We start from the raw sequence: 24,982 nt of genomic DNA, 5'->3' as shown, positions 1-24,982 counted from the left end.
CCATCAGGAGATCCAAGGCATGGCAACGACCAAATCGGCCTCGAAGAAAGGCCTGAACGAACTTTTCCACGACACGCTGAAGGACATCTATTTTGCCGAGAAGAAGATTCTCGCGACGCTTCCCAAGATGGCCAAGGCGGCGCAAAGCGACGATCTGAAGGCTGCTTTCGAAAAGCATCGCGACCAGACCGAGGAGCATGTCGCGCGGCTCGAGGAAGTGTTCGACGTGATCGACAAGAAGCCGGTCGGCAAGACCTGCGCCGCGATCGTGGGCATCACCGAGGAGGGTGCCGAGATCATGGAGGAATACAAGGGATCGCCCTCACTCGACGCCGGCCTGCTGGCGGCGGCGCAGGCGGTCGAGCACTACGAGATCTCGCGCTATGGCACGCTCAGAACCTGGGCCTCTGAACTCGGGCTGACCGAGGCGGTCAACCTTCTCGACAAGACACTCGGCGAGGAGAAGGAGACCGACGCCGCGCTCACTGAACTTGCCGAATCCGCCGTCAACGTCGCCGCCGAGGCGGCGTAGCGGAAGGCAGGATCTTCCCTCAATCCTGTTCTTCTCCCGAGCCCTGGCAATATTTCACCGGGGCTCGTGACATCGCTCAGATCGACATATGGAAAAGTCATTCAATCGAATGGCCGGGGCCGTCGCGCACGCCACCGGCAGGCCATGGGCTTTTGCCCTTTGCCTGGCGTCGGTTTTGCTCTGGGGAGCAACCGGGCCGTTATTCCACTACTCGGAAACGTGGCAGCTCATCATCAACACCGGCACCACGATCATCACCTTCCTGATGGTGTTCCTGATCCAGAACACGCAAAATCGCGACGGCGCGGCCATCCAGGCAAAACTCGACGAGTTGATCCGCGCTGGCCGCGCCAAGAACGACTTCATCGGCATCGAGCATCTCACCGAAGCCGAGGTCGAGGAGTTCCGTGCCCGGTGCGCCGAAGCCAAGAGAAAGCAGATGGCCGACGCCTAGAGAAAGTTCAAAGCTTCGACGACTCCGCCAATCGTTCGGGTCTTCCCCGGGACGCAGGCCCGCAAGCGCTCACGCCCGCCGCGGCGGCGGCATGCGATATTCTCCAGTTCCTTGTTTATGTGCTCCGGCGATTCATGCTCGAGGCCGACGACCTCGTTGCGGGCGGCCTCCAGCGCAATGATGATCTCGTTGAGCTTGGCCTGCATGGCTGCCGTGTCGCGGGCATTCTGGATCAACACGACGCCGGTCAGCGCCAATGCCGAAATCGAGACGATGTAGGTGCCGAGAGAGGCGCTGGCGACGACGGCACAAATCAGCGCGGCCGTCAGCAGCACATAGAATCCCGGCGGTTTGGAGAAAAACTCGGCAAGGAAGTAAAGTGGTCGATGCATGGAAGCCCTGTCACTCCGCGGCGCCAAGGCCTGCGCCTTTTGCAAAGCGCAGGCCCGGCCGGACGTGTCCGCCGGCCGGCAGCTACCTTGGAGGGACACTGCGGAGATGGAACTTCAGTCGCGGCTGATTGTTCCCCATGGGCGAAAGGGCGGCTGTCCGAGATGACCACATCGACGCTGCATCTGCTCAAGGGCATGGGCTATCTTGTCTCGACGATCAGCGTGGCCTTGCTGGCCGTCGTCAGTTGGTCGAGCGCATCCCAAAGCCCGGTGCTGACTGCCTGCCTGCTCGGCGGCGCCGCGACATCGATCGTCGGCATGTTCTGCCGCTGGCTTTCCTATGAAATCGAAAAGCGTCAGGAGGAGCGCTAGGGCCGGATCTTGCGACGAACGAGGTTCGGGCGCGTCGGCCGCCCTCTTGAGCCCGAGCGCCAGCCGATATGCAGCACCGTAGAGGCGGTGCTGCTGATTCCGGAACACTATAAACCGCCTGGGCAACGTCAATTCCCGCGCCGTCCCCACTGGGAAATCAAAAGCGTGATCAAGCTGCTGATGACAATCCAGACCCCGACTTCGCCGGCGGATTTTGCAGCGCGCGGCGCCGTAACGTTCGCCGCCGGGGCGCTCTCCGCGACTGTGGACTTGTAGCTGGCGACGGCTTCCCGCTGCTCCTGCCCTTTCCTGGCGGCAACCACCGGAGCAAGGTCCGGCCGGCTGCCGCTTCGCACCGAATAGGCGCGGGTGATCTCGGCGCCGAAGAGAAATATCTGGGCCGAGTAGTAGACCCAGACCAGCACGACCATCAGCGCGCCGGCGGCGCCATAGGACGTCGCGATGGCGCTGGTGCCGATGTACCAGCCGATCAGCGACTTGCCGATGGTGAACAGCAGCGCGGTGACGACCGAGCCGATGGCGACGTCGCGCCACTTCAGCGTGCGGTCCGGCAGAACCTTGTAGATCGCGGCAAAGAGCAGCGCGATCAGCACGAAGGAAACGATGGTGTTGATGGCGCTCACGATCAGCTCGCCAAATGGCAGGTGCTGGTTGATGTATTCGCCCAGCGCTGAGATCGCCGTGCTTGCCGCGAGCGACACCAGAAGCAGAAAGCCGAGCGCGGCCACCAGGCCGAGGCTCGCCGCCCTCGCCCGCACCAGGCGCGACAGCGAGACGCCATCGGGCTTGACCTTCCAGATCTCATTCAACGACTGCTGCATCTCGCCGAAGACGCCGGAGGCGGTGACGAGGAGAGTGACCAGCCCGATGATGGCTGCCAGCGTGCTGGACTCGCGATGCGAGGCGGTCTCGATCGTTGCCTTGAGGAGATCGGCGCTTTGCGGGCCCATCACGCCTGAGAACTCGACCGAAAGCGCGAGCTGCGCGGCGTCGTTGCCGATGACGATGCCGGCGATCGCCACGACGATCAAGAGGATCGGCGCCAGCGAGGTCGTGGCGTAGAAGGCCATCGCCGCGCCATGGCTCAGCGCATTGTCGTTGAAGTAGCCGGTGGCGCTCTCCTTCAGCAGAATCCAGGCTTCCCGAAACCAGCGCGACATCTTTCCTCCGGCCGTCTTCGGAACCGAATCCTCAAGCGCGGCTCCGACGGTCTGAAGACGATCGGGCTCGGCGCTTTTCAACGACTGGGCGGGCCGGGTGGGACAAGAGCTCGACTGCCGTTTCGTTGGCCAGGGTGTGAAGCCGGAGAAACCAAACCCTGTTCTCTTTACCACCAGGTCCGGCTGACGCGGCCCGCTGAGGTCAATTCGGCGCGGGCCTGATGGTTCCGTGCCACGGGCCAGGCTTCGACAGCGGCTGGGAGCGTTCGTTCCGCATGGGGAGCAAAAACCGCCCCGGTTGGGAGAAACCGGAGCGGCAGTTGTGGGAGTAGTCCCGGGGACTACACGCCGTCAACTCGGGCGAACTGGAAAGGTTTCACGCGAGGCCGACTTTTTACTTCGGCGGCTGCGGCGGAACCTCGCCCGGCTTGATCACCGGCATCTGGCTGGTGTCGGCCGGCGGGACGGCGGCGTTCATGTCGCCAGTCGGCGGAGGCTTCAGCACACCGCCGCAAGGCGCCAGGCTGTCGGAAAGGTTGTTGGACAGATCATCGGCCTGGGCTTTCGGCTGCTCGCCGTTCTGCTTCGGCGTCGCGTTGTCGTCCGGTTTGACCTGGCAGTCCTCGATCTGCGGATTCGTCGGCTGCGTCTGGGCCGCGGCGGTAAATCCCGACATCTGGCCCGACATCAGGACAATGGCGAAGCCAAGAAGTGTTTTCTTCATTGGATCCTCCTCATGGGTTCAGTAACCCCCGATGATAGGCAGGATCTCGCCGGTGATGTAGCTCGAGCATTGCGGCGAGGCTAGAAACACATAGGCCGGTGCGATCTCCTCCGGCTGGGCCGGCCGCTTCATCGGCGTCTTGGCGCCGAATTGCGCCACGTCCCCGGCCTCCTTCTCCGACGGGTTGAGCGGCGTCCATACCGGGCCCGGCGCTACCGCGTTGACGCGGATGCCCCTGGCGATGAGGTTGCCGGAGAGCGCCCGGGTGAAGGCGTGGATGCCGCCCTTGGTCATCGAATAATCGACCAGTTCCTTCGACCCCTCTATGCCGGTGACGGAGCCCGTGTTGATGATCGCCGAGCCCGGCTTCATGTGCGGAACCGCTTCCTGCGCCATGTGGAAATAGCCGTAGAGATTGGTCTTCAGCGTGGTGTCGAAATGCTCTTCGGTAAGGTCGGCGAAATCGGCCGAATGCACCTGGAAGGCGGCGTTGTTGACGAGAACGTCGATCCCGCCCAAGGCCTTCACCGTCTGCTCCACCGCCTTGCGGCAAAAGGCGCGTTTGGCGACGTCGCCGCGGAGCGTGACACAGCGCCTGCCTTCGGCCTCGACCGCGGCTTTTGTCGTTTTGGCGTCACGATCTTCGCTGAGATAGACGATGGCGACATCGGCGCCTTCGCGCGCAAAGAGCACCGCAACAGCGCGGCCGATGCCGGAATCGCCGCCGGTGATCAGCGCCACCTTGCCGGCCAGCTTGCCGGAACCCTGCCAGAACGGCGCGTCATAGTGTGGAGCCGGCTCGATCGCCCATTCCTCGCCCGGCTTCGGATGGTGCTGCTTCGGGAAAGGCGGCGCTGGATATTGCCTGGCGCCCACCTGCATCGGGCCTTGCGATTTGGATTTGCCGCTTGGCTTGGCGCGGTCGGTGGCATCGACCTTGCGCTGCACGTTCCGCTGCCGGATCGCCATATTCGAGCTATCGGTTTTGGATCTGGTGCCGGTCGGCATTCGTCATCTCCTTCTCGATAGACAACGCATGCCGGTGGAAAAGGTTGGCCTTCACCGGATCTGCCGGCATGGCGCACTGTGCATCAAAGTTAAATGCGGGCGGTCGCCGCAAGTGCTAGTCGATCGTTGTTTGGGGAGACTCTTAGGAGGAGAGTTCCATGGACATTCGAAATCTTATCGGCAGGCTGTCGGACGCATTTCTGCGCCAGCGCGCCGCCGCGCCAACCATTCTTTTCAGGCCGATCCGGGCCTCGCTCGCCGACGTCCCGCTAAGGCCGCGGCCGCGCCCCGCCCCATCGTCCGCCTCCGCCCATCCGGCCAGCGAGCAATATGTAGCTCGGCCCTCTGTAACCCGCCTTGGCCGATAGTGTGCAACCGGCAGGCGGAATCTTTGTTTATGGCGATCTCAATCCTGGCTGGTGGCAACATGAAATCCATTCGAACAGTCCCCTTTTCATGCTGGCGGCGCCGGTGGTGACCGCGGCGCCCTTCGTCGGCCTCGCCTGGCGCGCGTGAATTGCTTGGACGGTGACGGGCGATGAGCCGATTCCTGCCGCTCCCCATCCGCTTCGTCAACGGCGGCTCGATGGTGGTTTGCTCGGTCGCCGACGCAAAGAAGGCGTTGGGCGGAACATGGAAGGACAAGGAGGCGCCGGACTATCTCGCGGCGGCGCGGCTGGTGGACGACGCCATGGCGGGCATCTGCCGCCCGGCCGTCGCCTTCGCCGCCTTCAAGAAGGCCGCCGCCCAGCAGGGTCTCCTGAAGCAGGCTGGCCCAAGCGCGGCGCTCTCAATGCTCGACGCCCTGTGGTCACGCAACGGCAAGGGCCCGCCGGGCTGAAGCGTCCTCACCTCGGCTCGTTGCTCATGCTGAGATAGGTCGGGTCGAATTCCGCGATCGCGACGAGGCGATTCCAGTCGAGGATCGTGACCGTGTGGTTCACCCAGCCGATCACGTTCATGCGCCGCAGCGCGCCGATCACCCTGTTCATGTGCACGACCGAGAGGCCGAGCACATCGGCGAGTTCAGCCTGTGACAGCGGCAGATTGAAGCTCATGCCGCGGGTCTTCTTCACGACCTGAAGCCTGACGAACAACTCGCAGATGAGATGCGCCAGATGCGAAGTCTTGGAGCGCCGGCCCATGGCCACGATCCACTCGCGGTGGATGGCACCGTCGACAAGCGTGTCCAGCCACAACAGCCTGGTGAGGTGAGGCGCCTGCTCGGTTATCACGCGCAGCGTGCTGTGCTGGGCCGCAACGACGCGGCACGGCGAGAGCGCGATGATGCCATGGTCCATGGTCTTCAGGAGAAAGGCATGCAGGTCGACGAAGTCGCCGGCCACCTGCAGAGAAGTGAACTGCCGCCCGCCATCCTCAAGCACCTTGTAGCGAGCGGCGAGCCCGTCGACGATCAACGTGCTGACAGTCGGCCTTGATCCTTCCGGAACGATATCCTCGCCGATGGCGAAATACTTCTCGACCGACATGGCGTCGGCCAGCAACGCCTTCTCGTTTTCGGAGAGGGCATCGTGCTGACCCAGTTTGAGATAAAGCGATTCCAGCATCCGGCCCGCCTGTTGTGCATTCGCAATAGCTAACGTTGGAGAGCCAGGCGGGTTGCGATGAACAGCCGCGCAACGAGCTGTCGGCAAGCGGATTCACGCTACCGACCAGCCGCTTGGAACCATGACCGCGCGCCTGGATTGAACGTTGAAGTTGCAGCGGATGCTCTCAAAGATGGAACGCTTCTACTTCGATTTGGACAACACCGAACACATTCAGACGGACAGCGAGGGGGCTTCCCTTACACTCGAGTCCGCCTGGAGCTGAACATCGGAAGGCGCCGGCCGAGAGAACCCATTCGGCCCGCGGCCGCGGCAACCATCCCCGCCCTCGGCCGTTCCGCCTGCCGGAGGCATAGCATGTTCGGCGATTTCGAAAGCGCGGAAGTCGATACGGGCGCGGCACGGATATTCATCCGGACTGCCGGCAGCGGCCCGGCGCTGCTCCTGCTGCATGGCTTCCCCGAGACGCATCTGATGTGGCGCGACGTGGCGCCGAAGCTCGCCGACCGTTTCAGCGTCGTCTGCGCCGACCTGCGCGGCTACGGGAAAAGCTCGTGTCCGCCGTCCGATCCGGATCACGCGCCTTACGCCAAGCGCGCCATGGCCGCCGACCTTGCGGCGCTGATGACGAAGCTCGGCTTTCAACGCTTCATGGTTGCCGGCCACGATCGCGGCGGGCGCGTGGCCTATCGCCTGGCGCTGGACCGCCCCGACCGCGTCGAAAAGCTTGCCGTGCTCGACATCGTACCCACTGCCGATGCCTGGGACCGGGCCGACGCCCGGCTGGCGCTGGGCTATTGGCCCTGGTCGCTGCTGGCGCAACCCGCGCCGCTGCCGGAGGCGATCATGGCGACGGCCGCGGATGCGATCGTCGACAATGCGCTGGGAAGCTGGGGCTCCTCGCCTGCCGCCTTTCCCGCCGAGGTGCGGCAGGCTTATGCCGAGGTCTTGCGCGATCCGGTCCATGCGCACGCCATCTGCGAGGAATACCGTGCGGCGGCGACACTCGACCGCGAGCACGATCATGCGGACCGGGCAGCCGGCCGCCGCATTACCTGCCCGGTGCTGGCGCTATGGAGCGGACAGGGCGCGCTCGCCGAATGGTACGTGCGAGAAGGCGGGCCGCTGGCGCTGTGGCGGGAGTGGGCCGACGATGTCAGCGGCGGAGCGATGCCCGGCGGGCATTTCTTTCCCGAGGAGGCGGCGGCCGAGACAGCCGCCACGCTCAGCGATTTTCTTCCGCCGGCTACAGGCCGTAGACCAGGGTGAGATAGATCGCAGGCGCAACGATCAGGCCGAGCGCCATCGCGATCACCACGGCATTGCCCAGCCGTTCGGCGCGCCTGGCAATGTCGGCGACATCGTCATCGTCATTGATGAATTCGAGAATCGAGGTGTCGCCGAGGGCGGAGAGGTGATTGTCGTTTGCAGGTTGGCTTTCAGTGTCCCGCAGCTTGGGCTTGGCAGAAATAAAGGTCAAAACGTCGTCTCGCTTTCGAAACCGGCAACGCGGCTTCCTTGTTCCGATGGTTTGTTGGATTCCGACAGTATGGGTGCCCGCCTTTGCGCGGAAATGGCGGGCACCCAAAGCGCCGACGACGGAGGGGGGTCCATCGACGACCGCCCACCAACTCCAAGCCATCGCTTTGGTTGCCGCCGACGGCCCAATGCGCGGGCCGTTCGGACCTCAGTCGTAGGCACGGTTCGGACCGTGGCCCCTCGATCATCAAGCCCTCGACGGCGGCTGGGGGCGCGGGCGCAGCCTCCCGGATATCGCTGCTCTCCGCGCCTGCCGTGATTGGAACTTCTTCGCCTTCCCCCGGTTCCTCAGAAACATGCCGTGGCTCGCCGCCGGCAGGACGTTTCAAGGGAGGCATCAATGTCCGTGCGCGCACTTCACCCCGATCGCGTCGACGAGGCACGCGTGCATGCCTATTCGACCTTCGCTCCGCTGCTGATCCATTCGCTGGCCCAGAGGCTGGCGCGCTGCCAGGGCATGAAGGAGCTGGACAAGCTCGAGACGTCGCTCGTGCGCCTCGTCGAGGAAACCGCCGTCGCTGCGCCGGACGGCGACGCGATGAAGGAGTTCGCGGTCGAGCTCGTGGTGTCGACGCTGCGCAATGTGCGCGAGCATCCCGATGCCAAGCACGACCTGGAAGAGATTGACGACCGCCGCACGGCAGGGCGCTCCGAGAACCCGGAGACGCTGGAAGAGCAGTTGCAGTCCGGCCTGGAGGACAGTTTCCCGGCCAGCGATCCGCCTGCGGTCGTCTCGACCGCCATCACCGGTGGCTCGAAAGACATCGTCGGAACCGACGAGGTGCTGCGCCGCAAGAAGGAGGCCTCGGGGCGCAGGCAAGAACAGGGGCGCAAGCAAGAGCGGAACACAAATTAGATTGCCGATGAAGTCCATGCCATGCTCATCGATGGCGCCGACGAACGGTTCTCGACAGTCACGCGCCGCTGATCCTGCCCTCGGCGCCTGATGCGCTGACCGCCCGAAGCCTGCCTGGACACGAACCCACAGCGAAAGGAACCAGTCCCTTCGCCAAGGGTTGGTCCACCATCGGAAGGAGAAAACGATGCACAAAAGCGAGCTTCCACGTCGTCCGGGCGCCGGCCGTCCGGCGGACGGGCAGTTGCCGACCAAGGGCGGCGAGGATCCGGACGTGCGGTTCCTGGCGGAGAACACCGACCTCTCGCCAAGGCAGGCGCGCGAGTTGATCCGCGAGCACGGGCACGATCGCGACAAGCTGCTTGAGATCGCACGCACCATGAAGGCCGAGGGCTGATCGGCCCCGCCTCTAAGATGACCATCCCCGCATCTGAGAAGAGCGGCGGACCGTCGGACTCCGACCACCAGGGAGAACAAGAATGCCACGTGGAGACAAATCGAAATACACCGACAGGCAGGAGCGCAAGGCCGACCATATCGCCGAGGGCTATGAGAAGCGCGGCGTTTCAGAGAAGGAAGCCGAACGGCGCGCCTGGGCGACCGTCAACAAGGACGATGCCGGCGGCAAGATGGAAGGCGGCTCCGGCCGCGGCAAGCACACCGGCAATCCGGCGGCGCACAAGGGCGGCCGGATGGGCGGCAAGGCTTCCGGCGAGCGCCCGGCGGCGGAGCGGTCGGCTTCGGCCAAGAAGGCCGCGGCCACGCGCAAGAGCAACGAGAGCCACGCCCATCATTGAGCAGATGTAGTCTCCCCTCGAGGGGGGAGATCAGCCATTCAGCCGCCGTAGAGTCCGATCTCGTCAGACTGTGTCGAGGCGGGCTCGGCGATCTCGCCCAGGTGCATCTCAAGCGCCGCGTCCAGGCGATCGCCGTCGCTGCCAGCCGGATCGACGATCGCATCGACCAGCATATCGAGCGAAATGCCGAGCTGGTCCAGGCCGAGCTGCTTTTCGATCCCGGCAATCGCCGAGGGAGATTGCCGCTTCAACGCCTCGACCGCATTCCTGACGGCCGAACCGTAGGAAAACACGGACTCGTAGTCGGCCTGGTCGACGCCGAACTCCTTGCCCGCGCGCTCCATCAGCCAGACTTTCGTTGCCGTGATGTTGAGGCTGTTCACGCTGAATATGGATTGAGACATCTCGGCCGGCGCCTGCAACGGCGGCGAGCCGGCGCCGGATCCGGCGCGGCTGTCCGTGGCCGATCTGGCCGGCGCCGACGAGCGTTGCTGCTGCAGGATCAGCAAGGCAGGATTGTTCAACACGGGCGGTGAAGACATTGCCGGTCTCGAGGCCGCCCGTCCGTCATGGTGCGGGCGCCGAATATACGAGCCAAGACCTCATGTCTCGAGCGGGCGATCAACACGCCAGCAATAGCCGGCCTGGCTTAAGAATTTCCTAGTTGGGATCTCCTCATCAAGGGCGAGATCGCTCTCAGCCGAAACGCTTCTCCGCCCCACCTGTCGCCCGCGCCATGATCGCCTCCAGCGGCTCCGGGCGGTGCAAGAAATAGCCCTGGCCATAGGCGACGCCCATGCCGATCAGGACCTCCAGCGCGCTTTTCTCCTCGATCTTCTCGGCGACGACCGCGCAGCCCATCGAGCGGGCTATGCCGGTGATCGCCGAGACGATCTCGCGGTCGAAGCGGCTGTCGGCGATGTGCTCTATGAAGGAGCCGTCGATTTTGATCGCATCGACAGGGAAGCGCCGCAGATATTCGAACGAACTCATGCCGGCGCCGAAATCGTCGAGGCTGACGCGGCAATGGCGCAGCCTGGCCTTGCGCACGAATTCTTCCGCGGCGTCGAAATTGGTGACGGCGGCGGTCTCGGTGATCTCGAAGCCGATTGCCGAGGGCGGCGCGCCGTTCTGCGCGATCGCCGCGTCGACGAAATCCCAGAGCTGCGGATCGGAGAGCGTCTGCGCCGACAGGTTGAAGCCGAGCGAGATGGCGCCGGAGAGCATCGCCTTGCCATGGCGCGACAGCGCCGTGCGGATAATCCAGCGGTCGAGCCGGGCGGCGAGGCCGAAGCGTTCAGCCACCGGTATGAACTCACCCGGCGGGATCAGCTTGCCGTTGCGCGCCGCGAGCCTCGCCAGCAGCTCGACATGGCGGCTGTCTTCCCAGGGCCTGCCCAGCCGATGGATCTCCTGGCCGAAGAGCTTCAGCCTGCCGTCCTCCATGGCGTCGACCAGATCGGCGGCGAGCCGAGCGGCATTGAGGCCGCCGGCTCCGGAAGCCGTTTCGGCCGAGAACACGGCGAAGCGGTCGCGCCCGCCGGCCTTGGCGGCGTAGCAGGCATCGTCGGCGCAGGCGAGCGCATCGGCCACCGTGGTCCTGGGATCGCGCACGAAGGCGATGCCGATGCTGGCGGCGAGCCGGCGAGAGGTGACGGCAGGGCCAAGATCGGCGTCGCGCACGGCGGCGAGCACGGCGCGCGCGAGCCGCTCGGCGCAGGCGTCCTCGCAATTCGGCACCAGCAGCGCGAACTCGTCGCCGCCGAGGCGCGCGGCATGCGCCGAGGGCGGCAGGCTGGCGACGATACCTGCCGCCACGCTCTTCAGCGCGAGGTCGCCCGCGGCGTGGCCGGCATAGTCGTTGAGCGCCTTGAAGTAGTCGAGGTCGACATAGAAGACGGCGAGCGGCAGCCGGTTCGTGGCGCCGATGTGTTCGGCCAGCAGCCGGTCGAAGGCCGAGCGGTTCAACAGTCCGGTCAACGCATCGTGGCGCGCGGCGTAGGCGAGCTCCTCGGCGCGCTTCTTCTCGTCGGTGATGTCGCGCACGGTGCCGAGGATCTGGCCGGCCGAGCCGGCGGCGATGAAGCGCACCAGCGACTCGACGTGGCGGACGACGCCGTCGCGCCGCACGATGCGGTATTGCGTGGCGGTAACGCCCTCCGAGCCCGGCGGCGGCAAGTGTGCCCGTTCGGTAGTTTCCTTGTCGTCAGGGTGCAGATAGGTGTGCCAGAGGTCGGCGGTCACTTCGTCGGTATCGCTGACCAGGCCGAAGATCTCCCTGGTGCGTGTGTCCCAATAGCTCTTGTTGGTGCCGATGTCGTAGTGCCAGATGCCAGTGCCGCTGGCGGCGAGCGCAAGCCGGATGCGGATGTTGACCTGCTCCAGCGCGGCTTCGGCTTCCTTCTGCCTTGTGATGTCGGTCTGCACCCCCATCATGCGCAGCGGCTTGCCTTCGTCATCACGCTCGACGATGCCACCACGGTCGAGTACCCAGACCCAGTGGCCGTCCTTGTGCTTCAGGCGCAGCTCGGTCTCGATCGACGGGGTAAGGCCGGCGATATGGCGCTCGCCGCTTGCCATCGCCCGCTCGCGGTCGTCGGGATGGGTGAGCGTCAGCCAGAGATCGGAGGTGTTGGCGAGCTCGCCCTCGGCATAGCCCAGCATCTTCGACCAGGTCGGCGAATAGTAGCAGTCGCCGGTGGCGAGGTTCGAGTCCCAAACGCCGAGCTGAGCGCGATCAAGCGCCAGCGCCCAGAATTCGCCGTTGCGTTTGTTGTCGTCAGCCATGCCCTGGTTTGCCTGCTCCCCGTCGGGACATTGTGCATGGAAGCAGAGAAGAAAGGGTTACCGGGGGGAAGAGGCAGGAGGTTCGTTCACGCACGCCGCGCTCCGTCCCACCCCCCTCTGGCCTGCCGGCCATCTCCCCCGCAAGGGTCCCGCAAGGGGGTGTTTGGCGATTTCATCGCCGGCGCTCATCCTGCGACGCCGAAGATTGGCGAAAGCAGGCGTGAGATCCGATCTCCCCCCTCTTGCGGGGGAGATGTCCGGCAGGACAGAGGGGGGTGCCTCGCGCCAACGTCTTTGATTGTCTCGCAGCCCTCACCCCACCGCCAGCCGTCTCCTCACCACCGCCGCATGATAGCGCGCGCCGTGGAGCAGGGCTTCGTCGTTGAAGTCGTAAGCCGGGTTGTGCAGCGGCGCGGAGTTGCCGTTGCCGAGGAAGACGAAGCAGCCGGGCACTTCGGTCAGGAAGCGCGCGAAATCTTCCGAGGCAGTCATCGGCTCAGCCGCGACGCCAACGGCATCGTCGGCCAGCACGGTGCGGGCTGCCGCAAGCGCCTCGTCGGAGAGGGTCGCGTCGTTGATCAAAGGTATGAACTCGCGCGTGTAAGTGACTTGCGCCGCGACATTATAGGCCTGCGCCGTGCCTTCCGCGATGCGGCGCATCTCTTTTTCGATGGTGGCGCTCACTTCCGGCCGGAAACTGCGGCAGTCGCCGAGGATGCGCGCCAGTCCCGGCAGCGCGTTGCGGGTGCCGTCCGTGATGAGCTCGGTGACCGAGACGACGCCGATATCGGCGGGGCTCAAGCGCCGCGAGACGATAGTCTGCAGGTTGACGACCAGCGCGCAGGCGGCGACCAGCGTCTCGCGCCCCGCATGCGGCCGCGCGGCATGTCCGCCCAGGCCCTTCAGCACGATCTCGAAATTGTCTTCCGCCGACATGACAGGCCCGGCACGGGTCTCGAAATGGCCGATCGCCAGGCCCGGCATGTTGTGCAGCCCGAAGATTTCCTCGAAGGGGAAGCGTTCGAGCAGGCCGTCCGCGAGCATCGCAAGCGCGCCCCTGCCCCATTCCTCGGCCGGCTGGAAGATGAACCGCACCGTGCCGTCGAAGCCACCCTCTTCGGCGAGCAACTTGGCGGCGCCCAGCAGCATGGCGGTGTGGCCGTCATGGCCGCAGGCATGCATGGTGCCGGGCGTCCGCGAACTATAAGGCTGAGCACCCTGCTCGGCGATGCGCAGCGCATCCATGTCGGCGCGCAGCGCAATCGCCCGATTGCCGCTGCCCCTGGTCAGCGTGCCGACGACGCCGGTGCCGCCGACGCCCTCCGCGACCTCCAGCCCGAATGCGCGGAGCTTGTCCGCGACGAAGGCTGCGGTGCGCTTTTCCTCGAAGCCGAATTCGGGATGGGCATGGAGGTCGTGCCGCCACGAAGTCATCTCGCGATGCAGTGTATCGAGGTCCAGTTCAGCCATCGTGATCCCTCTTCAGGCAGTTTGCAGCAGCACGTCTTGCGGCGCTATGCTGACCAGCTCGCTATAACGGCCGGGGTCGGTGGCGCCTTCGGAATTGATGATGAGCACGCGCGAGCTGGCACCGAGGCCGAGCGCCGCCCGCGTGCCCATGTCGCCGGCGGCGCGGATCAGCCCGGCGAGCCCCGCCCCGCCGCTCTCGCCGGAGACGATCGCCGGGTCGTTGCCGGCGGGGCGCGCCAGCCGGTTCATCACCGCGACCGCGTCCTCCTCGTCGACCGTCATGAAGGCGTCGCCGACGCGCGCCAGCACCCGCCAGGCAACCAGCGAGGGCTCGTGGCATTCGAGCATCGCCATCACCGTCGGCTGCTCATGCGGGATCTTCACCGGTCGCCCGGCCTCGGCCGTTGCGTAGATGCAAGCCGCGCGCGCGGGCTCGACCACCACGACCTTCGGCCGCTCTGCGCCGAGCACGATCGCTAGATGGCCGGCAATCGCCGCCGCGAAGCCACCGACGCCCGCCTGCAGGAAGACATGGGTGGGCGGCTCATGCAGGCGCGTCAACACCTCGCGCACGATCACAGTGTAGCCTTGCATCACTAGGCCGGGGATGCGCTCATAGCCCGGCCAGGAGGTGTCGGAGACGACCGTCCAGCCGCGCTCGGCGGCGACACGGGCGGCCTCGCGCACGGAATGATCGTAGCCGCCCTCGACGCGCACCATCTCGGCGCCGTAGCGGGCGATGGCCGCCACGCGCTCGCGGCTCACGCCGGAGTGCACATAGACCACCGAACGCGCGCCGACGAGGCTGGCGCCCTGCGCCACCGAGCGGCCGTGATTGCCGTCGGTCGCACAGCAGAAGGTCATCTGCGCCGCGATCGCGCGCACTGCCGGATCGCCGATCTCGCCGACATCGACGGTGCGGCCGAGCCGCTTGCCGGCCTCTTCCAGCACCAGCCGCATGACGACATAGGCGCCGCCCAGCGCCTTGAAGCTGCCGAGGCCGAGGCGCTTGCCCTCGTCCTTGACATGCAGCGAGCCGACGCCAAGCTCGCCGGCCAGCGCCGGCAAGGCCTGCAGTGGCGTCTCGGCATGGCTGTCGCGGACCTTGAGATAATGCTCGGCATGGTCGGCGCCGGCGATGCCGAGCGCGGCGGCATCGGCCGCGACCAGCGGCTGGTCGTGTTCGGGACGTTGGTTGAGCAGCATCATGGCGTTTTTTCTCCGAGGCGCTGAACTCTATTGCGGAGCGAGCGAGAATTGCGCTCTGTTTCGGCCAGCTGATTGCAAGTTTGTTTCATCCGGATGTCGCCATGACCGCCCCACCCAATCTCGACGCCTTCGACCGCGCCATCCTTTCCATCCTGCAGAAGGACAACACCACGCCGCAGCGGGCGATCGGCGAGAGGGTGAATCTCTCGGCGCCGGCCGTGCAGCGGCGCATCCGGCGCATGGAGGAGCATGGCGTCATCCGCGCCAATGTCGCGCTGGTCGATCCGGCCAAGATCGGCCATCCGATCACGATCTTCGTCGAGGTGGAGGTCGAAAGCGAACGGGCCGAGCTGATCGACGCCGCCAAGCGCGGCTTCGCAGAAGTGCCCGAGGTGCAGCAATGCTACTACGTGACCGGCGAGGCCGATTTCATCCTCTTTGTCACCGTGGCGACGATGGCAGACTACGAGGCGCTGACCAGGCGGCTCTTCTTCGCGAACAACAACGTCAAGCGCTTCCGGACGTTCGTCGCGATGGACCGGGTGAAGGTCGGGCTGGAAGTGCCGGTGGGGTGATGGCAGGGCGCTGGAGCTGCCAATCTCCCCCCTCGTGGGGGAGATGGCCGGCAGGCCAGAGGGGGCGCGAAGGAACGCCAGCTTTTCTGATTTAGCCCGTCAGCCGATACTTGCCGGGCGACGGGATTGCGAAAAGCTGATAGGTCGGCGGGACAGCGCCCCCCTCTGTCCTGCCGGACATCTCCCCCACAAGGGGGGAGATCGGCTGTCACCTCGGCTTTCGCCAATCCTCAACCTTTACTGCGTCGGCGCCGTCGCGTGCTCGCACGACACCTTCGGGTTCATGTCGGCGAAGATGCCGGTCGGGTTGCCTTTCCAGGCCCAGACATGCAACTCGTAGAACGGACCCAGGCCGTAGCGGTTGGGCGCGCTGTTGAAGTTGAAGAGCTGACCGTCGAGCGATGCGGGTCCCTTCGAGGTGATGTACTCGACCGCCACCAGCTTCAGCGTGCCGTCGGCCATCGGCTCGTACATCACCGCTTCGGGCTTGGCGACGTCGATCGCGTCGTCTTTCAGATACTGCCCGTTGACGTAGTGGATGCCCATGGCGCCGCCGGTGATGCCGCTGGCGCAGGGAATGGGCGCATAGCCTTCGGCCGTCGCGGCCTTGACGTCGAGAAAGCGACTGTTGGCCGCCTGCACCTTGCCGGCCAGCGGACTGTCGCCGGAGACGGCAGCTGCGTCTTCCTGATGGGCCCGCGCGAAGGTGGTGCAGGCCGCCAGCACGGCCGCAGCCGTGAGGAGCCGGATGCAAAAGTTCGATGTCATGTTCATTCCGTTCTTCTTGAAAATGCATAGCCGGCCGGCCGCCGGAAATATGGCGGCGCGACAGGCAAGCGCTGTTGTTGCTTGGCGATCCCGATGCGGCGACCGCCGATCATCCCTTCGGCAGATACGAAATCGTTCCGGCCAGATCGGTGTTGTCGATCAGCTGGAAACGGCTGTCGCTGCCGCCCTGACGGGCCGACACGAAGGGCGCGTAGGCCGGATCATTGGTGAAGGCGCGTGCGGCTGCTTCCGACGGGAAGGCCATCAGCGCGATCAGCGTGGTGTCGAGCGGCTTGCCTTCCAGCGTCTTCACATTGCCGCTGCGCGACAGGTATTTGCCGCCGTGCTTGTGAACGAGATCGTGCACGGCGGCAGCGTAGTCCGGGATCCATTTCGGGTCTTTCACCTTGATGTCCGCGATAAGGTAAGCGGTCATGATCAGTCTCCTGGTTGCGGCGCACAGGGGTATCCCGTGCATCGACCAAAGGGCTCGCATGGCAGGGCCGCCGCCAGCCAGTCCGCGATCTGTACTGGGCCGATACAGTTTCTGTACTCGCCGCCTCATCCATGAAGGTCTAATGTTCGGTCCAGCTTCGAGGGAGAGACGCCGATCATGGCCCAGCACGGATACAAGCAGTTCTGCCCGCTATCGATGGCCGCGGAGGTGCTGTGCACCCGCTGGACGATGGTGCTGATGCGCGAGCTGGTGGCGGGCTCGACCCGCTTCAACGACCTGCGCCGCGGCGTGCCGAAAATGTCGCCGACCCTTCTGTCGCAACGGCTGAAGGAGCTCGAGCTGGCGGGAATCGTCGAGCGCAAGGAAGTTCCCGGCGAGAAGGGCATCTTCGACTATCGGCTGACCGAGGCGGGCCGCGATCTGCGGCCTGTGGTCGAGGCGATGGGCTTTTGGGGACAGAAATGGGTCGAGTCGCGGCTGTCGCTGAAGAACCTCGATCCGTCGCTGCTAATGTGGGACATGCGGCGCAACCTGAACCCCACGCCGCTGCCCGACGGGCGCACCGTGATACAATTTCTGTATCAGGAGCTCCCGGCGTCGAAACGCTCCTGGTGGCTGATCGTCGAGAAGCATGGCGAGGTCGATCTGTGCTGGTACGATCCGGGCTTCGAGGTCGACCTCTACGTCTCGACCGACCTGCACACGATGACGGCGATCTGGATGGGGGTGCTCACCGTCGAGAAGGCCGGCGCCAAGGTCGTCCTGACCGGCGACCAGGCCATCGGCAGGAAAATGCAGAGCTGGCTCGGGCTCAGCCCGTTCGCCGTCGAACCCAAGCGCGCGGCTTAGGACTTCGCCCGTCACTTCGTCATCCTATGGCGGAGCAAGGAGCGAAGCGACGCGGCGCAGACCATAGGATCCTGCCGTGACGTCGAGGTGTTGCGACGGTGCAGAATTCTGCTCCGTTGCATTGCTCGGCCGAGGTTACGGCATGGATCCCAGAGTCTCCGCGACGGAGCTGCGCTCCTGCTTCGCCCTGGGATGACGAAGTTGGGGAGGCCCGCCAACTCAGCCCTTGCCGCCCTCGCCGCCCGCAGCCGGCGCCAGCCACCGCGCGTAAATCTCCCCTACAATGCCGCGGCGGAAGATCAGCACGCAGATCATGAAGATCAGGCCGGTGGCGATGGTGACCGGAAAACCGGAGGTGGCAAGGGTGTTTTCGAGCCCAACGACCAGACCCGCGCCGACCACCGGGCCGACCATGGTGCCGATGCCGCCGAGCAGCGTCATCAGGATCACCTCGCCCGACATCTGCCAGGTGACGTCGGTGAGCGTGGCGAACTGGAAGACGATCGCCTTCAGCGCGCCTGCGAGCCCGGCAAGAGCTGCCGACATGACGAAGGCGACGAGCTTGTAGCGGTCGACGGAATAGCCCAGCGAAATGGCGCGGTTCTCGTTCTCTCTTATCGAGCGCAGGATCATGCCGAAGGGCGAGTTGACGATGCGCCAGATGGCGAAGATACCGATGAGGAAGACAGCGAGCACGAAGAAGTACATGTTCATCGCGATGCTCAAATCGACGACGCCGAAGAGATGGCCGCGCGCAACGCCCTGGATGCCGTCCTCGCCCTCGGTGAAGGGCGCCTGCACGCAGAAGAAATAGAACATCTGCGCCATCGCCAGCGTGATCATCGAGAAATAGATGCCCTGGCGGCGGATGGCGAGGAAGCCGACGACGAGCCCCATGCCCGCGGCGCCCACGGTGCCGAGCAGGATGGCGGCCTCGGGCGGCCAGCCCCAGGCCTTCACCGCGTAGGCGCAGAAATAGGCGGCGCCGCCGAAGAAGGCGGCGTGGCCGAAGGAGAGCAGGCCGGTGTAGCCGAGCAAAAGGTTGAAGGCGCAGGCGAAGAGCGCGAAGCACAGCATCTTCATCACGAAGATCGGATAGACGAAGAAGGGCGCGGCGATCAGCGCCAGGATCGCCAGCACGACGAGGCCCCGCTCCAGCCGCAGCGAGGCGGCAGCGCGCTCTGCGTGAAGGGTCGCCTCGCTCATCTCAGGCGTCCCTTCCGAACAGCCCTGCCGGGCGCAAGAGCAGCACGATCGCCATGATGACGAAGACGACGAGGTTCGAGGCCTCGGGATAAAACACCTTGGTCAGGCCTTCGGCCAGGCCGAGCATATAGCCGGTCACGATGGCGCCCAGGATCGAGCCCATGCCGCCGACCACGACGACGGCGAAGACGACGATGATTAGGTCCGAGCCCATCAGCGGGCTGACCTGGTAGACGGGCGCGGCTAGGATACCGGCCAGCCCGGCAAGTGCTGCCCCCAACCCGTAGGTGAGCGTGAGCAGCAGCGGCACGTTGACGCCGAAGGCCTGGACCAGTTCCGGATTCTCGGTCGCGGCCCGCAGATACGAGCCGAGCCTGGTCTTCTCGATCAGCAGCCAGGTGCCGATGCAGACGATGAGCGAGGCTACCACCACCCAGCCGCGATAATTGGGCAGGAACATGAAGCCGAGATTGGTGCCGCCGGCAAGCAGCGGCGGCACGGCATAGGGGTTGCCGGAGACGCCGTAATAGAAGCGGAAGACGCCCTCGATGACCAAGGCGAGGCCGAAGGTGAAGAGAAGGCCGTAGAGCGGATCGATGCGATAGAGTCGCGACAGCGCCAGACGCTCGACGACGATGCCGAACAGGCCGACGGCAAGCGGCACCAGGACCAGCGCCGGCCAGTATCCGATGCCTAAGTGGACAAGCAGCAGATAGCCGATGAAGGCGCCGAGCATATAGAGCGCGCCATGGGCGAAATTGATGATGCGCAAGAGCCCGAAGATGACGGCCAGCCCGAGGCTCAGCATGGCGTAGAAGGAGCCGTTGATCAGCCCGACCAAGAGCTGCCCGAGGAAGGCCTGGACGGGGATGCCGAAGATCATGGTCATTTGGCCATCATACCCCCAGCACCTCGTGCAGCTTGTCGGTGTGCGCGGAAAGCTGCCCGACGGCAAAACCCTCCACCACCTTGCCGTGATCCATCAGGTAGAAGCGGTCGGCGATGCGGGCGGCGAAGCGAAAGTTCTGCTCGACCAGCAGGATCGTCATGCCGCGCTTCTTCAGCGTCGCCAGCAGTTCGCCGATGCGCTGCACGATCACCGGCGCCAGGCCCTCGGTCGGCTCGTCGAGCAGCAGCATCTCGACGCCGGTCCTCAAGATGCGGGCGATCGCCAGCATCTGCTGCTCGCCGCCGGACAGTTTTGTGCCCTGGCTGTTGCGGCGTTCCTTGAGGTTGGGAAAGAGCTCGAAGATCTCCTCCACGCTCATGCCGCCCTTGGCCACCACCGGCGGCAGGATGAGGTTCTCGTCGACGGTCAGCGTCGCGAAGATGCCGCGCTCCTCCGGTACGAAGCCTATGCCCTGATGGGCGACGCGGTGCAGCGGCAGGCGGATGATGTCCTTGCCGTTGAAAGTGACGGAGCCGGTGCGCTTGCGGATCAGGCCCATGATGGCGCGCAGCGTCGTCGTCTTGCCGACGCCGTTGCGGCCAAGCAGCGTCACCGTCTCGCCGCGCAAGACGTCGAGGTTGACGCCATGCAGCGCATGGCCCTCGCCGTACCAGGCGTGGAGGTCGCGCACGGCAAGCAGGGGCTCACTCATGCTCCGTCCCCATGTAAGCGACGCGCACGCGCTCGTCCTGGCTCACCATCTGGTAGTCGCCGGCGGCAAGCACCTGGCCGCGTTGCATGACGGTGATCCAGTCGCAGAGATCGGCGACGACGGTGAGGTTGTGCTCGACCATCAGCACGGCGCGGTCCCTGGCGAGCGAGCGGATGATGCCGGAGATCACGCCGACATCCTCATGCCCCATGCCGGCCATCGGCTCATCGAGCAGAAGCACCTTGGGATCGAGCGCCAGCGTGGTGGCGATCTCCAGCACGCGCTTGCGGCCATAGGAGAGATCGCCGGCCAGACGGTGCGCGGCGTCGTCGAGGCCGACGATGGCGAGCAGCTCGCGCGCCCGGGGCGTCAGCCGGTCCAGCGCCGAGACAGGACGCCAGAACTGGTAGCCCAGTCCGCCTGGACGCTGCAGCGCCACACGCACATTGTCGAGGACGCTGAGATGCGGGAAGGTCGCCGATATCTGGAAGGAGCGCACGAGGCCCATGCGCGCCACTTTCGCCGGCGGCGTGCGGGTGATGTCGGTGCCGAGCAGCTCGATCCTGCCGCTGGTCGGCTGCAGGAATTTGGTCAACAGGTTGAAGATGGTGGTCTTGCCGGCGCCGTTCGGGCCGATGAGCGCATGGATCCTGGCGTGATGGACGTCGAGGTCGACATCCTTCACCGCGACGAAGCCGGCGAAATCACGCCTCAGGCCGCGGGCGGAAAGCACCACCCGCGGCATCTCTTCCGTGCCGTCCGGCCGGACGGCGGTGGCGGTTTCGAGCGTCACTTGCCGACGAGCGGGCAGCCGCTGTCCTCGGCCTTCATAAAGGCCTTGTCGCCGGGAATGGTCGCCAGATAGGTGTAGTAGTCCCAATCCTTCTTGCTCTCTTCCGGCTTCTTGACCTGGTAGAGATACATGTCGTGCACCATCGAGCCGTCGGCCTGCACCTTGCCGTTCACAGTAAACACGTCGTTGACCGGCATCTCATGCAATTGCTTGGCCACCGCCTCGGTCTCGTCGGTACCGGCCTTGTCGATGGCCTTGAGATATTGCGTCACCGCCGAATAGGTGCCGGCCTGGATCATGTTCGGCATGCGGTTGGTGCGCTTGAAGAAGCGATTGGCGAAATCGCGGCTCATGTCGTCGCGGTCCCAGTAATAGCCTTCCGTCAGCACCACGCCCTGCGCGGCCTGCAGGCCGAGGCCGTGCACTTCGGCGAGCGTGAAAAGAAGCGCGGCCAGCCGCTGGCCGCCAGCGACGATGCCGAACTCGGCCGCCTGCTTGATCGAGTTGGAGGTGTCGAGGCCGGCATTGGCAAGCCCGATGATCTTGGCGCCGGAGGACTGCGCCTGCAGCAGGAAGGAGGAGTAGTCGGTCGAGCCCAGCGGATAGCGCACCTCGCCCAGCACCTTGCCGCCGCCGGATTCGACCAGCTTGGCGGTCTGGTCCTTCAGCGAATAGCCGAAGGCATAGTCGACGGTGATGAAGTACCAGCTGTCGCCGCCCTGCTCGACCAGCGCCCCGCCAGTGCCGACGGCCTGGGAGTGCGTGTCATAGGCCCAATGGAAACCGTAAGGCGAGCACTGCTTGCCGGTGAGGTCGGTGGAAGCAGCGCCGGTGACGATGTCGATCTTCTTCTTTTCCTTGGAAAGCCCCTGGACGGCGAGCGCCACGGAAGATGTGGTGAGCTCCATGATGGCGTCGACCTGCTCGGTGTCGTACCACTGGCGCGCGATGTTGGAGGCGATGTCCGGCTTGTTCTGGTGGTCGGCGCTGACGATCTCGATCGGCGCACCCTGCACCTTGCCGCCGAAATCCTCGACAGCCATCTTGGCGGCCTCGACCGACCATTTGCCGCCGAAATCGGCATAGACGCCCGACTGGTCGTTGAGGATGCCGATCTTGACCTTGCCGTCGGAGATTTCGCCGGCCGCAGCAGGCAGCGCGGTCGCCGCAAGCAGCGCGGCAGAGACGAGATAGGATGCTTTCACTGGTGGTTCCTCCCTTGTGGCCAACCACGGAAAACGCGGCCGCCTCGCAATGGTTCAACAGTTCCGTCCGATATCGCAGGAATTGCGGGCTCGCGCCTCGCTCGCTATCCCTCCTCCGCCCGCTCGCGCCGCCGCCCTGGGTGCACGGACCCTAGCATCACACTTCGCGGGCGGAGAATGCTATTTTCGTAGCATGGCGGACGGGCGGCAGGTGAATCCGGTTCTGGGCTGTTTGCTGGCTAAAGCATTGAATCGGCTGCTTTTCCACTCTTGCCACGATTTCGCGACGACCGAGTGGAAAAACCATCTTTTTTTCAATAGTTTACCCCGAAAATCTGGACTTCGCTCACCACGGCAGCTTTCTGCCATCGCGAAAAAATCCGCCGGTCGGGCCGTCGTCCGGCAAGGTCGCGGCCCAGACGACGCCGGCCGCACCTTGCGCGAGCGGGCGGCCGCCCGGGCCGCCCATGTCAGTCGCTACCCAGCCGGGGCAGACGGCGTTGACCAGCACGCCAGCGCCGCGCAGTTCGGCGGAGAGGATGCGGGTCAGCGCGTTGAGCGTGGCCTTGGTGGTCGAATAGGCCGGCGCACCGGCGCCCATGGAGGCGAGCGAGCCGCCCTCGGACGAGACATTGACCAGCCGGCCGTGACCGGAGGCGCTGAGCAGCGGCGCGAAGGCTACCGCCACGCGCCAGGCGCCGAAGACATTGGTTTCGAAAGCCTCGCGGATCATCGTCCAGTCTGGCTTCAGTGCCCGCGCGGACGGATCGTAGTGGATGGCGGCGTTGTTGACCAAAACGTCGAGCCGGCCGAAGCGGCGCTCGACCTCCGCCGCGGCACGGGCTGCCGCATCGGGCGCGGCGACATCCAGCGCGATGGCCTCGACATTGCCGCCGAGCTCCCTCGCCGCCGCCTCGCCCTTGGCAAGGTTGCGCACGCCGATGAGCACGGTAAAGCCGAGTTCGGCCAGTTGCCGCCCGGTCTCCAGACCGATGCCGCGATTGCCGCCTGTGACGAGGGCCACCTTGCCGGAATGAGTTGTGGTATTCATCGCCTGCTCCTTGGTTTCCATATCAACCGCAGAAGGCTTTTGCGCGAGGCCGAGTTCCTTCGCACCCCCCTCTGGCCTGCCGGGGGGAGATTACGCGCTCCGCCGCCTAGGCGAGAGCGGCGAAGGCTCTGCCAAACCCGACCCACCTCACCTCTTCTGCGGGTAGATGGTCTCGCCGCGCTTCAGCATCTCGACGAAGGTTTCGATCTTCTTCTTGCGCCCGGCCTCGGTCTTCATGTTGTGGGTGCGGAAGGCAAGCGCGAAGCGGTTCTGGGCGGAGAGCTTTGCCAGCATCGCCCGAGCTTTCGGCTCGGCGTCGATCGCCGCCTGCAGGTCGGGCGGGATGGTCATTTCCCTGGATCCGCCATAGGCGCGGTCCCAGCGACCATCGGCCTTCGCCGCATCGACCTGCTTTAGGCCATGCTCCGTCATGCGGCCCTCCTCGATCAGGCGGGCGACATTGTCGATGTTGATCCTGCTCCAGATGCTCCTCTTGCCGCGCGGCGTGTAGCGCTGCAGAAAGCTCTTCTCGTCGAGCGACTTGCGCACCGCGTCGATCCAGCCGAAGCAGAGCGCGACATCGATCGCCTCCTTCGGCCTGATCGAGGCAAGGCCAGAGCCCACCTTGTGGAGCTTGATCCAGACCTCGCTCTCGCCGGCGTGGTTGTCGGCCAGCCAGGCGTAGAAGGTTTCGGCATCGGGGAATTCGCGAACCTTGTCCGGATCGACCTTGATCGGGGGCATCGGTGTTTTCTCCTTGCGCGGCGCCGAAGCTGCCATTTCCCCCATGGGGGAGAGCGGTTTGCATCATCGACGCCGTTCGTGCCATCCACAGACTGCCAAAAACCTAGAATTTTTCGTTTTTTCAACCGCTTAGATAGACTCCACACTTCTGTTGACTTCCACAGATGTGTGGAGTATGGTATCTTGATGAACGCGAACGAACCACGGCGCTGGCTCGCCAAGTAGGGATGCACCTTCGAAACCCACCGCGGTGGAAGCGGTCACCTGACTGTCCGTCTCAAAGATAAGGTTTCCCAGCTGCCAATGCATGGCGGCGGCAAGGAACTTGGAACGCGCTTGGTCGAGAAGATCAAGAAGGATCTGGGCCTGAAATAGAGGAGGTTGTGCATGTGGTATGAACTCACTCTCACGCCCGACGACAACGATACCTGGTTTGTTATGGCACCTCAGTTCGATGAGGTCGTGTCCTATGGCGATACCGAGGAAGAAGCTTGCCGGAATGGGCGCAATGCAATCGAAGAGGCCATCGCCGCGCGCATCGCGAATGGCGACGATATCCCCTTCCCGCTTAAGGAAACCAAGGGCAAGGGATGGTTTGTGGAGGTTCCGGCGCTCATCTTCCTGAAGTCTGCGCTCTACATGGCCCTAAGGGAGAAGGACTGGAGCCGCGCGGACCTGATGCGCGAGCTGAAATGCCAGCGCGAGCATGTCGACCGGTTGTTCCGGCTCGACCACAACTCGCGACTCGACTCGCTCGAGGAAGCGTTTAAGGCGCTCGGCCACCCCCTGCGCTTTGACATGGAGTTCCATAAGGCCGCCTGACTTTCATACAGAAAGTCGGGCG

The 24,982-nt window shown here is 64.9% G+C and carries 30 protein-coding genes; 11 read left to right on the top strand and 19 right to left on the bottom strand.

Annotated features, from left to right (window positions below; translation table 11 throughout):
- Positions 1-19 precede the first annotated feature (19 nt).
- Both EH240_RS25960 and EH240_RS25955 read left to right on the top strand, forming a co-directional pair.
- On the top strand, positions 20-532 hold the full coding sequence (locus EH240_RS25960) for a YciE/YciF ferroxidase family protein (protein WP_125003957.1): 513 nt from the start codon (positions 20-22) through the stop codon (positions 530-532).
- 88 nt (positions 533-620) lie between these two features.
- Positions 621-986: a low affinity iron permease family protein gene (locus EH240_RS25955; protein ID WP_125003955.1), complete on the top strand. Its 366-nt coding sequence runs from the start codon at positions 621-623 to the stop codon at positions 984-986.
- Here EH240_RS25955 and EH240_RS25950 read toward each other — a convergent pair.
- Positions 983-1,321, bottom strand: a complete 339-nt coding sequence (locus EH240_RS25950; RefSeq protein WP_245436372.1) for a low affinity iron permease family protein — start codon at positions 1,319-1,321, stop codon at positions 983-985. The genes EH240_RS25955 and EH240_RS25950 overlap by 4 nt on opposite strands.
- A gap of 219 nt (positions 1,322-1,540) precedes the next feature.
- Here EH240_RS25950 and EH240_RS25945 point away from each other — a divergent pair, with 219 nt between their 5' ends.
- On the top strand, positions 1,541-1,750 hold the full coding sequence (locus tag EH240_RS25945) for a hypothetical protein (protein WP_125003943.1): 210 nt from the start codon (positions 1,541-1,543) through the stop codon (positions 1,748-1,750).
- Between the two features lie 128 nt (positions 1,751-1,878).
- Here EH240_RS25945 and EH240_RS25940 read toward each other — a convergent pair whose 3' ends face one another.
- From EH240_RS25940 to EH240_RS25930, 3 genes are all read right to left on the bottom strand, one after another.
- On the bottom strand, positions 1,879-2,931 hold the full coding sequence (locus tag EH240_RS25940; protein ID WP_125003941.1) for a YihY/virulence factor BrkB family protein: 1,053 nt from the start codon (positions 2,929-2,931) through the stop codon (positions 1,879-1,881).
- Between the two features lie 394 nt (positions 2,932-3,325).
- A complete protein-coding gene (locus tag EH240_RS25935; RefSeq protein WP_245436371.1) occupies positions 3,326-3,655 on the bottom strand; it encodes a hypothetical protein in 330 nt (109 codons plus the stop codon).
- An 18-nt stretch (positions 3,656-3,673) separates the two neighbouring features.
- Positions 3,674-4,663, bottom strand: coding sequence for an SDR family oxidoreductase (locus EH240_RS25930; RefSeq protein ID WP_125003939.1), 990 nt, complete (start codon positions 4,661-4,663; stop codon positions 3,674-3,676).
- A 538-nt stretch (positions 4,664-5,201) separates the two neighbouring features.
- Between EH240_RS25930 and EH240_RS25925 the strand changes: the two genes are divergently transcribed.
- A complete protein-coding gene (locus EH240_RS25925) occupies positions 5,202-5,504 on the top strand; it encodes a DUF982 domain-containing protein (RefSeq protein WP_125003937.1) in 303 nt (100 codons plus the stop codon).
- A 7-nt stretch (positions 5,505-5,511) separates the two neighbouring features.
- Here the strand turns inward: EH240_RS25925 and EH240_RS25920 are convergent, their stop codons facing one another.
- A complete protein-coding gene (locus tag EH240_RS25920) occupies positions 5,512-6,231 on the bottom strand; it encodes a Crp/Fnr family transcriptional regulator (RefSeq protein ID WP_125003935.1) in 720 nt (239 codons plus the stop codon).
- Between the two features lie 357 nt (positions 6,232-6,588).
- Between EH240_RS25920 and EH240_RS25915 the strand changes: the two genes are divergently transcribed.
- Positions 6,589-7,500: an alpha/beta fold hydrolase gene (locus EH240_RS25915; protein WP_125003933.1), complete on the top strand. Its 912-nt coding sequence runs from the start codon at positions 6,589-6,591 to the stop codon at positions 7,498-7,500.
- Here the strand turns inward: EH240_RS25915 and EH240_RS25910 are convergent.
- Positions 7,478-7,711: a hypothetical protein gene (locus EH240_RS25910; protein ID WP_125003931.1), complete on the bottom strand. Its 234-nt coding sequence runs from the start codon at positions 7,709-7,711 to the stop codon at positions 7,478-7,480. The genes EH240_RS25915 and EH240_RS25910 overlap by 23 nt on opposite strands.
- Positions 7,712-8,110: 399 nt before the next feature.
- On the opposite strand from EH240_RS25910, the gene EH240_RS25905 reads away from it, so the two are divergent.
- The 3 genes from EH240_RS25905 (at position 8,111) to EH240_RS25895 (ending at position 9,423) form a co-directional block, all read left to right on the top strand.
- The gene (locus EH240_RS25905; protein ID WP_125003929.1) at positions 8,111-8,626 is read left to right on the top strand and encodes a hypothetical protein; all 516 of its coding nucleotides are present in this window, start codon (positions 8,111-8,113) and stop codon (positions 8,624-8,626) included.
- A 187-nt stretch (positions 8,627-8,813) separates the two neighbouring features.
- Entirely contained in the window at positions 8,814-9,023 is a 210-nt protein-coding gene (locus EH240_RS25900) for a hypothetical protein (RefSeq protein ID WP_125003927.1), read from the top strand.
- 82 nt (positions 9,024-9,105) lie between these two features.
- A complete protein-coding gene (locus EH240_RS25895) occupies positions 9,106-9,423 on the top strand; it encodes a plasmid stabilization protein (protein WP_125003925.1) in 318 nt (105 codons plus the stop codon).
- A gap of 38 nt (positions 9,424-9,461) precedes the next feature.
- Here EH240_RS25895 and EH240_RS25890 read toward each other — a convergent pair whose 3' ends face one another.
- From EH240_RS25890 to EH240_RS25875, 4 genes are all read right to left on the bottom strand, one after another.
- Positions 9,462-9,965, bottom strand: coding sequence for a hypothetical protein (locus EH240_RS25890; protein WP_125003923.1), 504 nt, complete (start codon positions 9,963-9,965; stop codon positions 9,462-9,464).
- Positions 9,966-10,119: 154 nt separating this feature from the next.
- Positions 10,120-12,210, bottom strand: a complete 2,091-nt coding sequence (locus tag EH240_RS25885; RefSeq protein ID WP_125003921.1) for an EAL domain-containing protein — start codon at positions 12,208-12,210, stop codon at positions 10,120-10,122.
- A gap of 312 nt (positions 12,211-12,522) precedes the next feature.
- Positions 12,523-13,680, bottom strand: a complete 1,158-nt coding sequence (locus tag EH240_RS25880; protein WP_125003919.1) for a M20 aminoacylase family protein — start codon at positions 13,678-13,680, stop codon at positions 12,523-12,525.
- 12 nt (positions 13,681-13,692) lie between these two features.
- Positions 13,693-14,889, bottom strand: coding sequence for a diaminopropionate ammonia-lyase (locus EH240_RS25875; protein WP_125003917.1), 1,197 nt, complete (start codon positions 14,887-14,889; stop codon positions 13,693-13,695).
- Between the two features lie 101 nt (positions 14,890-14,990).
- Here EH240_RS25875 and EH240_RS25870 point away from each other — a divergent pair, with 101 nt between their 5' ends.
- Positions 14,991-15,464, top strand: coding sequence for an Lrp/AsnC family transcriptional regulator (locus tag EH240_RS25870; protein ID WP_125003915.1), 474 nt, complete (start codon positions 14,991-14,993; stop codon positions 15,462-15,464).
- A gap of 237 nt (positions 15,465-15,701) precedes the next feature.
- On the opposite strand, the gene EH240_RS25865 is transcribed toward EH240_RS25870, so the two are convergent.
- Both EH240_RS25865 and EH240_RS25860 read right to left on the bottom strand, forming a co-directional pair.
- A complete protein-coding gene (locus EH240_RS25865) occupies positions 15,702-16,238 on the bottom strand; it encodes a hypothetical protein (protein WP_125003913.1) in 537 nt (178 codons plus the stop codon).
- Between the two features lie 103 nt (positions 16,239-16,341).
- A complete protein-coding gene (locus EH240_RS25860) occupies positions 16,342-16,668 on the bottom strand; it encodes a DUF1330 domain-containing protein (protein ID WP_125003911.1) in 327 nt (108 codons plus the stop codon).
- A 177-nt stretch (positions 16,669-16,845) separates the two neighbouring features.
- Between EH240_RS25860 and EH240_RS25855 the strand changes: the two genes are divergently transcribed.
- Complete coding sequence (locus tag EH240_RS25855) at positions 16,846-17,538, top strand: winged helix-turn-helix transcriptional regulator (RefSeq protein ID WP_125003909.1); 693 nt, start codon at positions 16,846-16,848, stop codon at positions 17,536-17,538.
- 219 nt (positions 17,539-17,757) lie between these two features.
- Here the strand turns inward: EH240_RS25855 and EH240_RS25850 are convergent, their stop codons facing one another.
- The 7 genes from EH240_RS25850 to EH240_RS25820 all read right to left on the bottom strand — a co-directional run bounded on the left by EH240_RS25850 (position 17,758) and on the right by EH240_RS25820 (position 24,138).
- The gene (locus EH240_RS25850) at positions 17,758-18,744 is read right to left on the bottom strand and encodes a branched-chain amino acid ABC transporter permease (RefSeq protein ID WP_125003907.1); all 987 of its coding nucleotides are present in this window, start codon (positions 18,742-18,744) and stop codon (positions 17,758-17,760) included.
- A 1-nt stretch (position 18,745) separates the two neighbouring features.
- Positions 18,746-19,633, bottom strand: coding sequence for a branched-chain amino acid ABC transporter permease (locus EH240_RS25845; RefSeq protein ID WP_125003905.1), 888 nt, complete (start codon positions 19,631-19,633; stop codon positions 18,746-18,748).
- Between the two features lie 7 nt (positions 19,634-19,640).
- Entirely contained in the window at positions 19,641-20,345 is a 705-nt protein-coding gene (locus EH240_RS25840) for an ABC transporter ATP-binding protein (RefSeq protein WP_125003903.1), read from the bottom strand.
- Positions 20,338-21,090, bottom strand: a complete 753-nt coding sequence (locus EH240_RS25835) for an ABC transporter ATP-binding protein (protein ID WP_125004014.1) — start codon at positions 21,088-21,090, stop codon at positions 20,338-20,340. The genes EH240_RS25840 and EH240_RS25835 overlap by 8 nt, the downstream gene beginning before the upstream one ends.
- 44 nt (positions 21,091-21,134) lie before the next feature.
- Positions 21,135-22,343, bottom strand: coding sequence for an ABC transporter substrate-binding protein (locus tag EH240_RS25830; protein ID WP_125003901.1), 1,209 nt, complete (start codon positions 22,341-22,343; stop codon positions 21,135-21,137).
- A 346-nt stretch (positions 22,344-22,689) separates the two neighbouring features.
- Entirely contained in the window at positions 22,690-23,394 is a 705-nt protein-coding gene (locus EH240_RS25825; RefSeq protein WP_125003899.1) for an SDR family NAD(P)-dependent oxidoreductase, read from the bottom strand.
- 147 nt (positions 23,395-23,541) lie between these two features.
- Entirely contained in the window at positions 23,542-24,138 is a 597-nt protein-coding gene (locus tag EH240_RS25820; RefSeq protein WP_125003897.1) for a YdeI/OmpD-associated family protein, read from the bottom strand.
- 387 nt (positions 24,139-24,525) lie between these two features.
- Between EH240_RS25820 and EH240_RS25810 the strand changes: the two genes are divergently transcribed.
- A complete protein-coding gene (locus EH240_RS25810; protein WP_125003895.1) occupies positions 24,526-24,960 on the top strand; it encodes a type II toxin-antitoxin system HicB family antitoxin in 435 nt (144 codons plus the stop codon).
- Positions 24,961-24,982 lie beyond the last annotated feature (22 nt).

It is taken from the genome of Mesorhizobium tamadayense (genome assembly GCF_003863365.1).
GTDB classification, from domain to species: Bacteria; Pseudomonadota; Alphaproteobacteria; order Rhizobiales; family Rhizobiaceae; genus Mesorhizobium; species Mesorhizobium tamadayense.
Note: the sequence above shows the minus strand (reverse complement) of the source record. Positions and strands in the feature narration are given on the sequence as shown.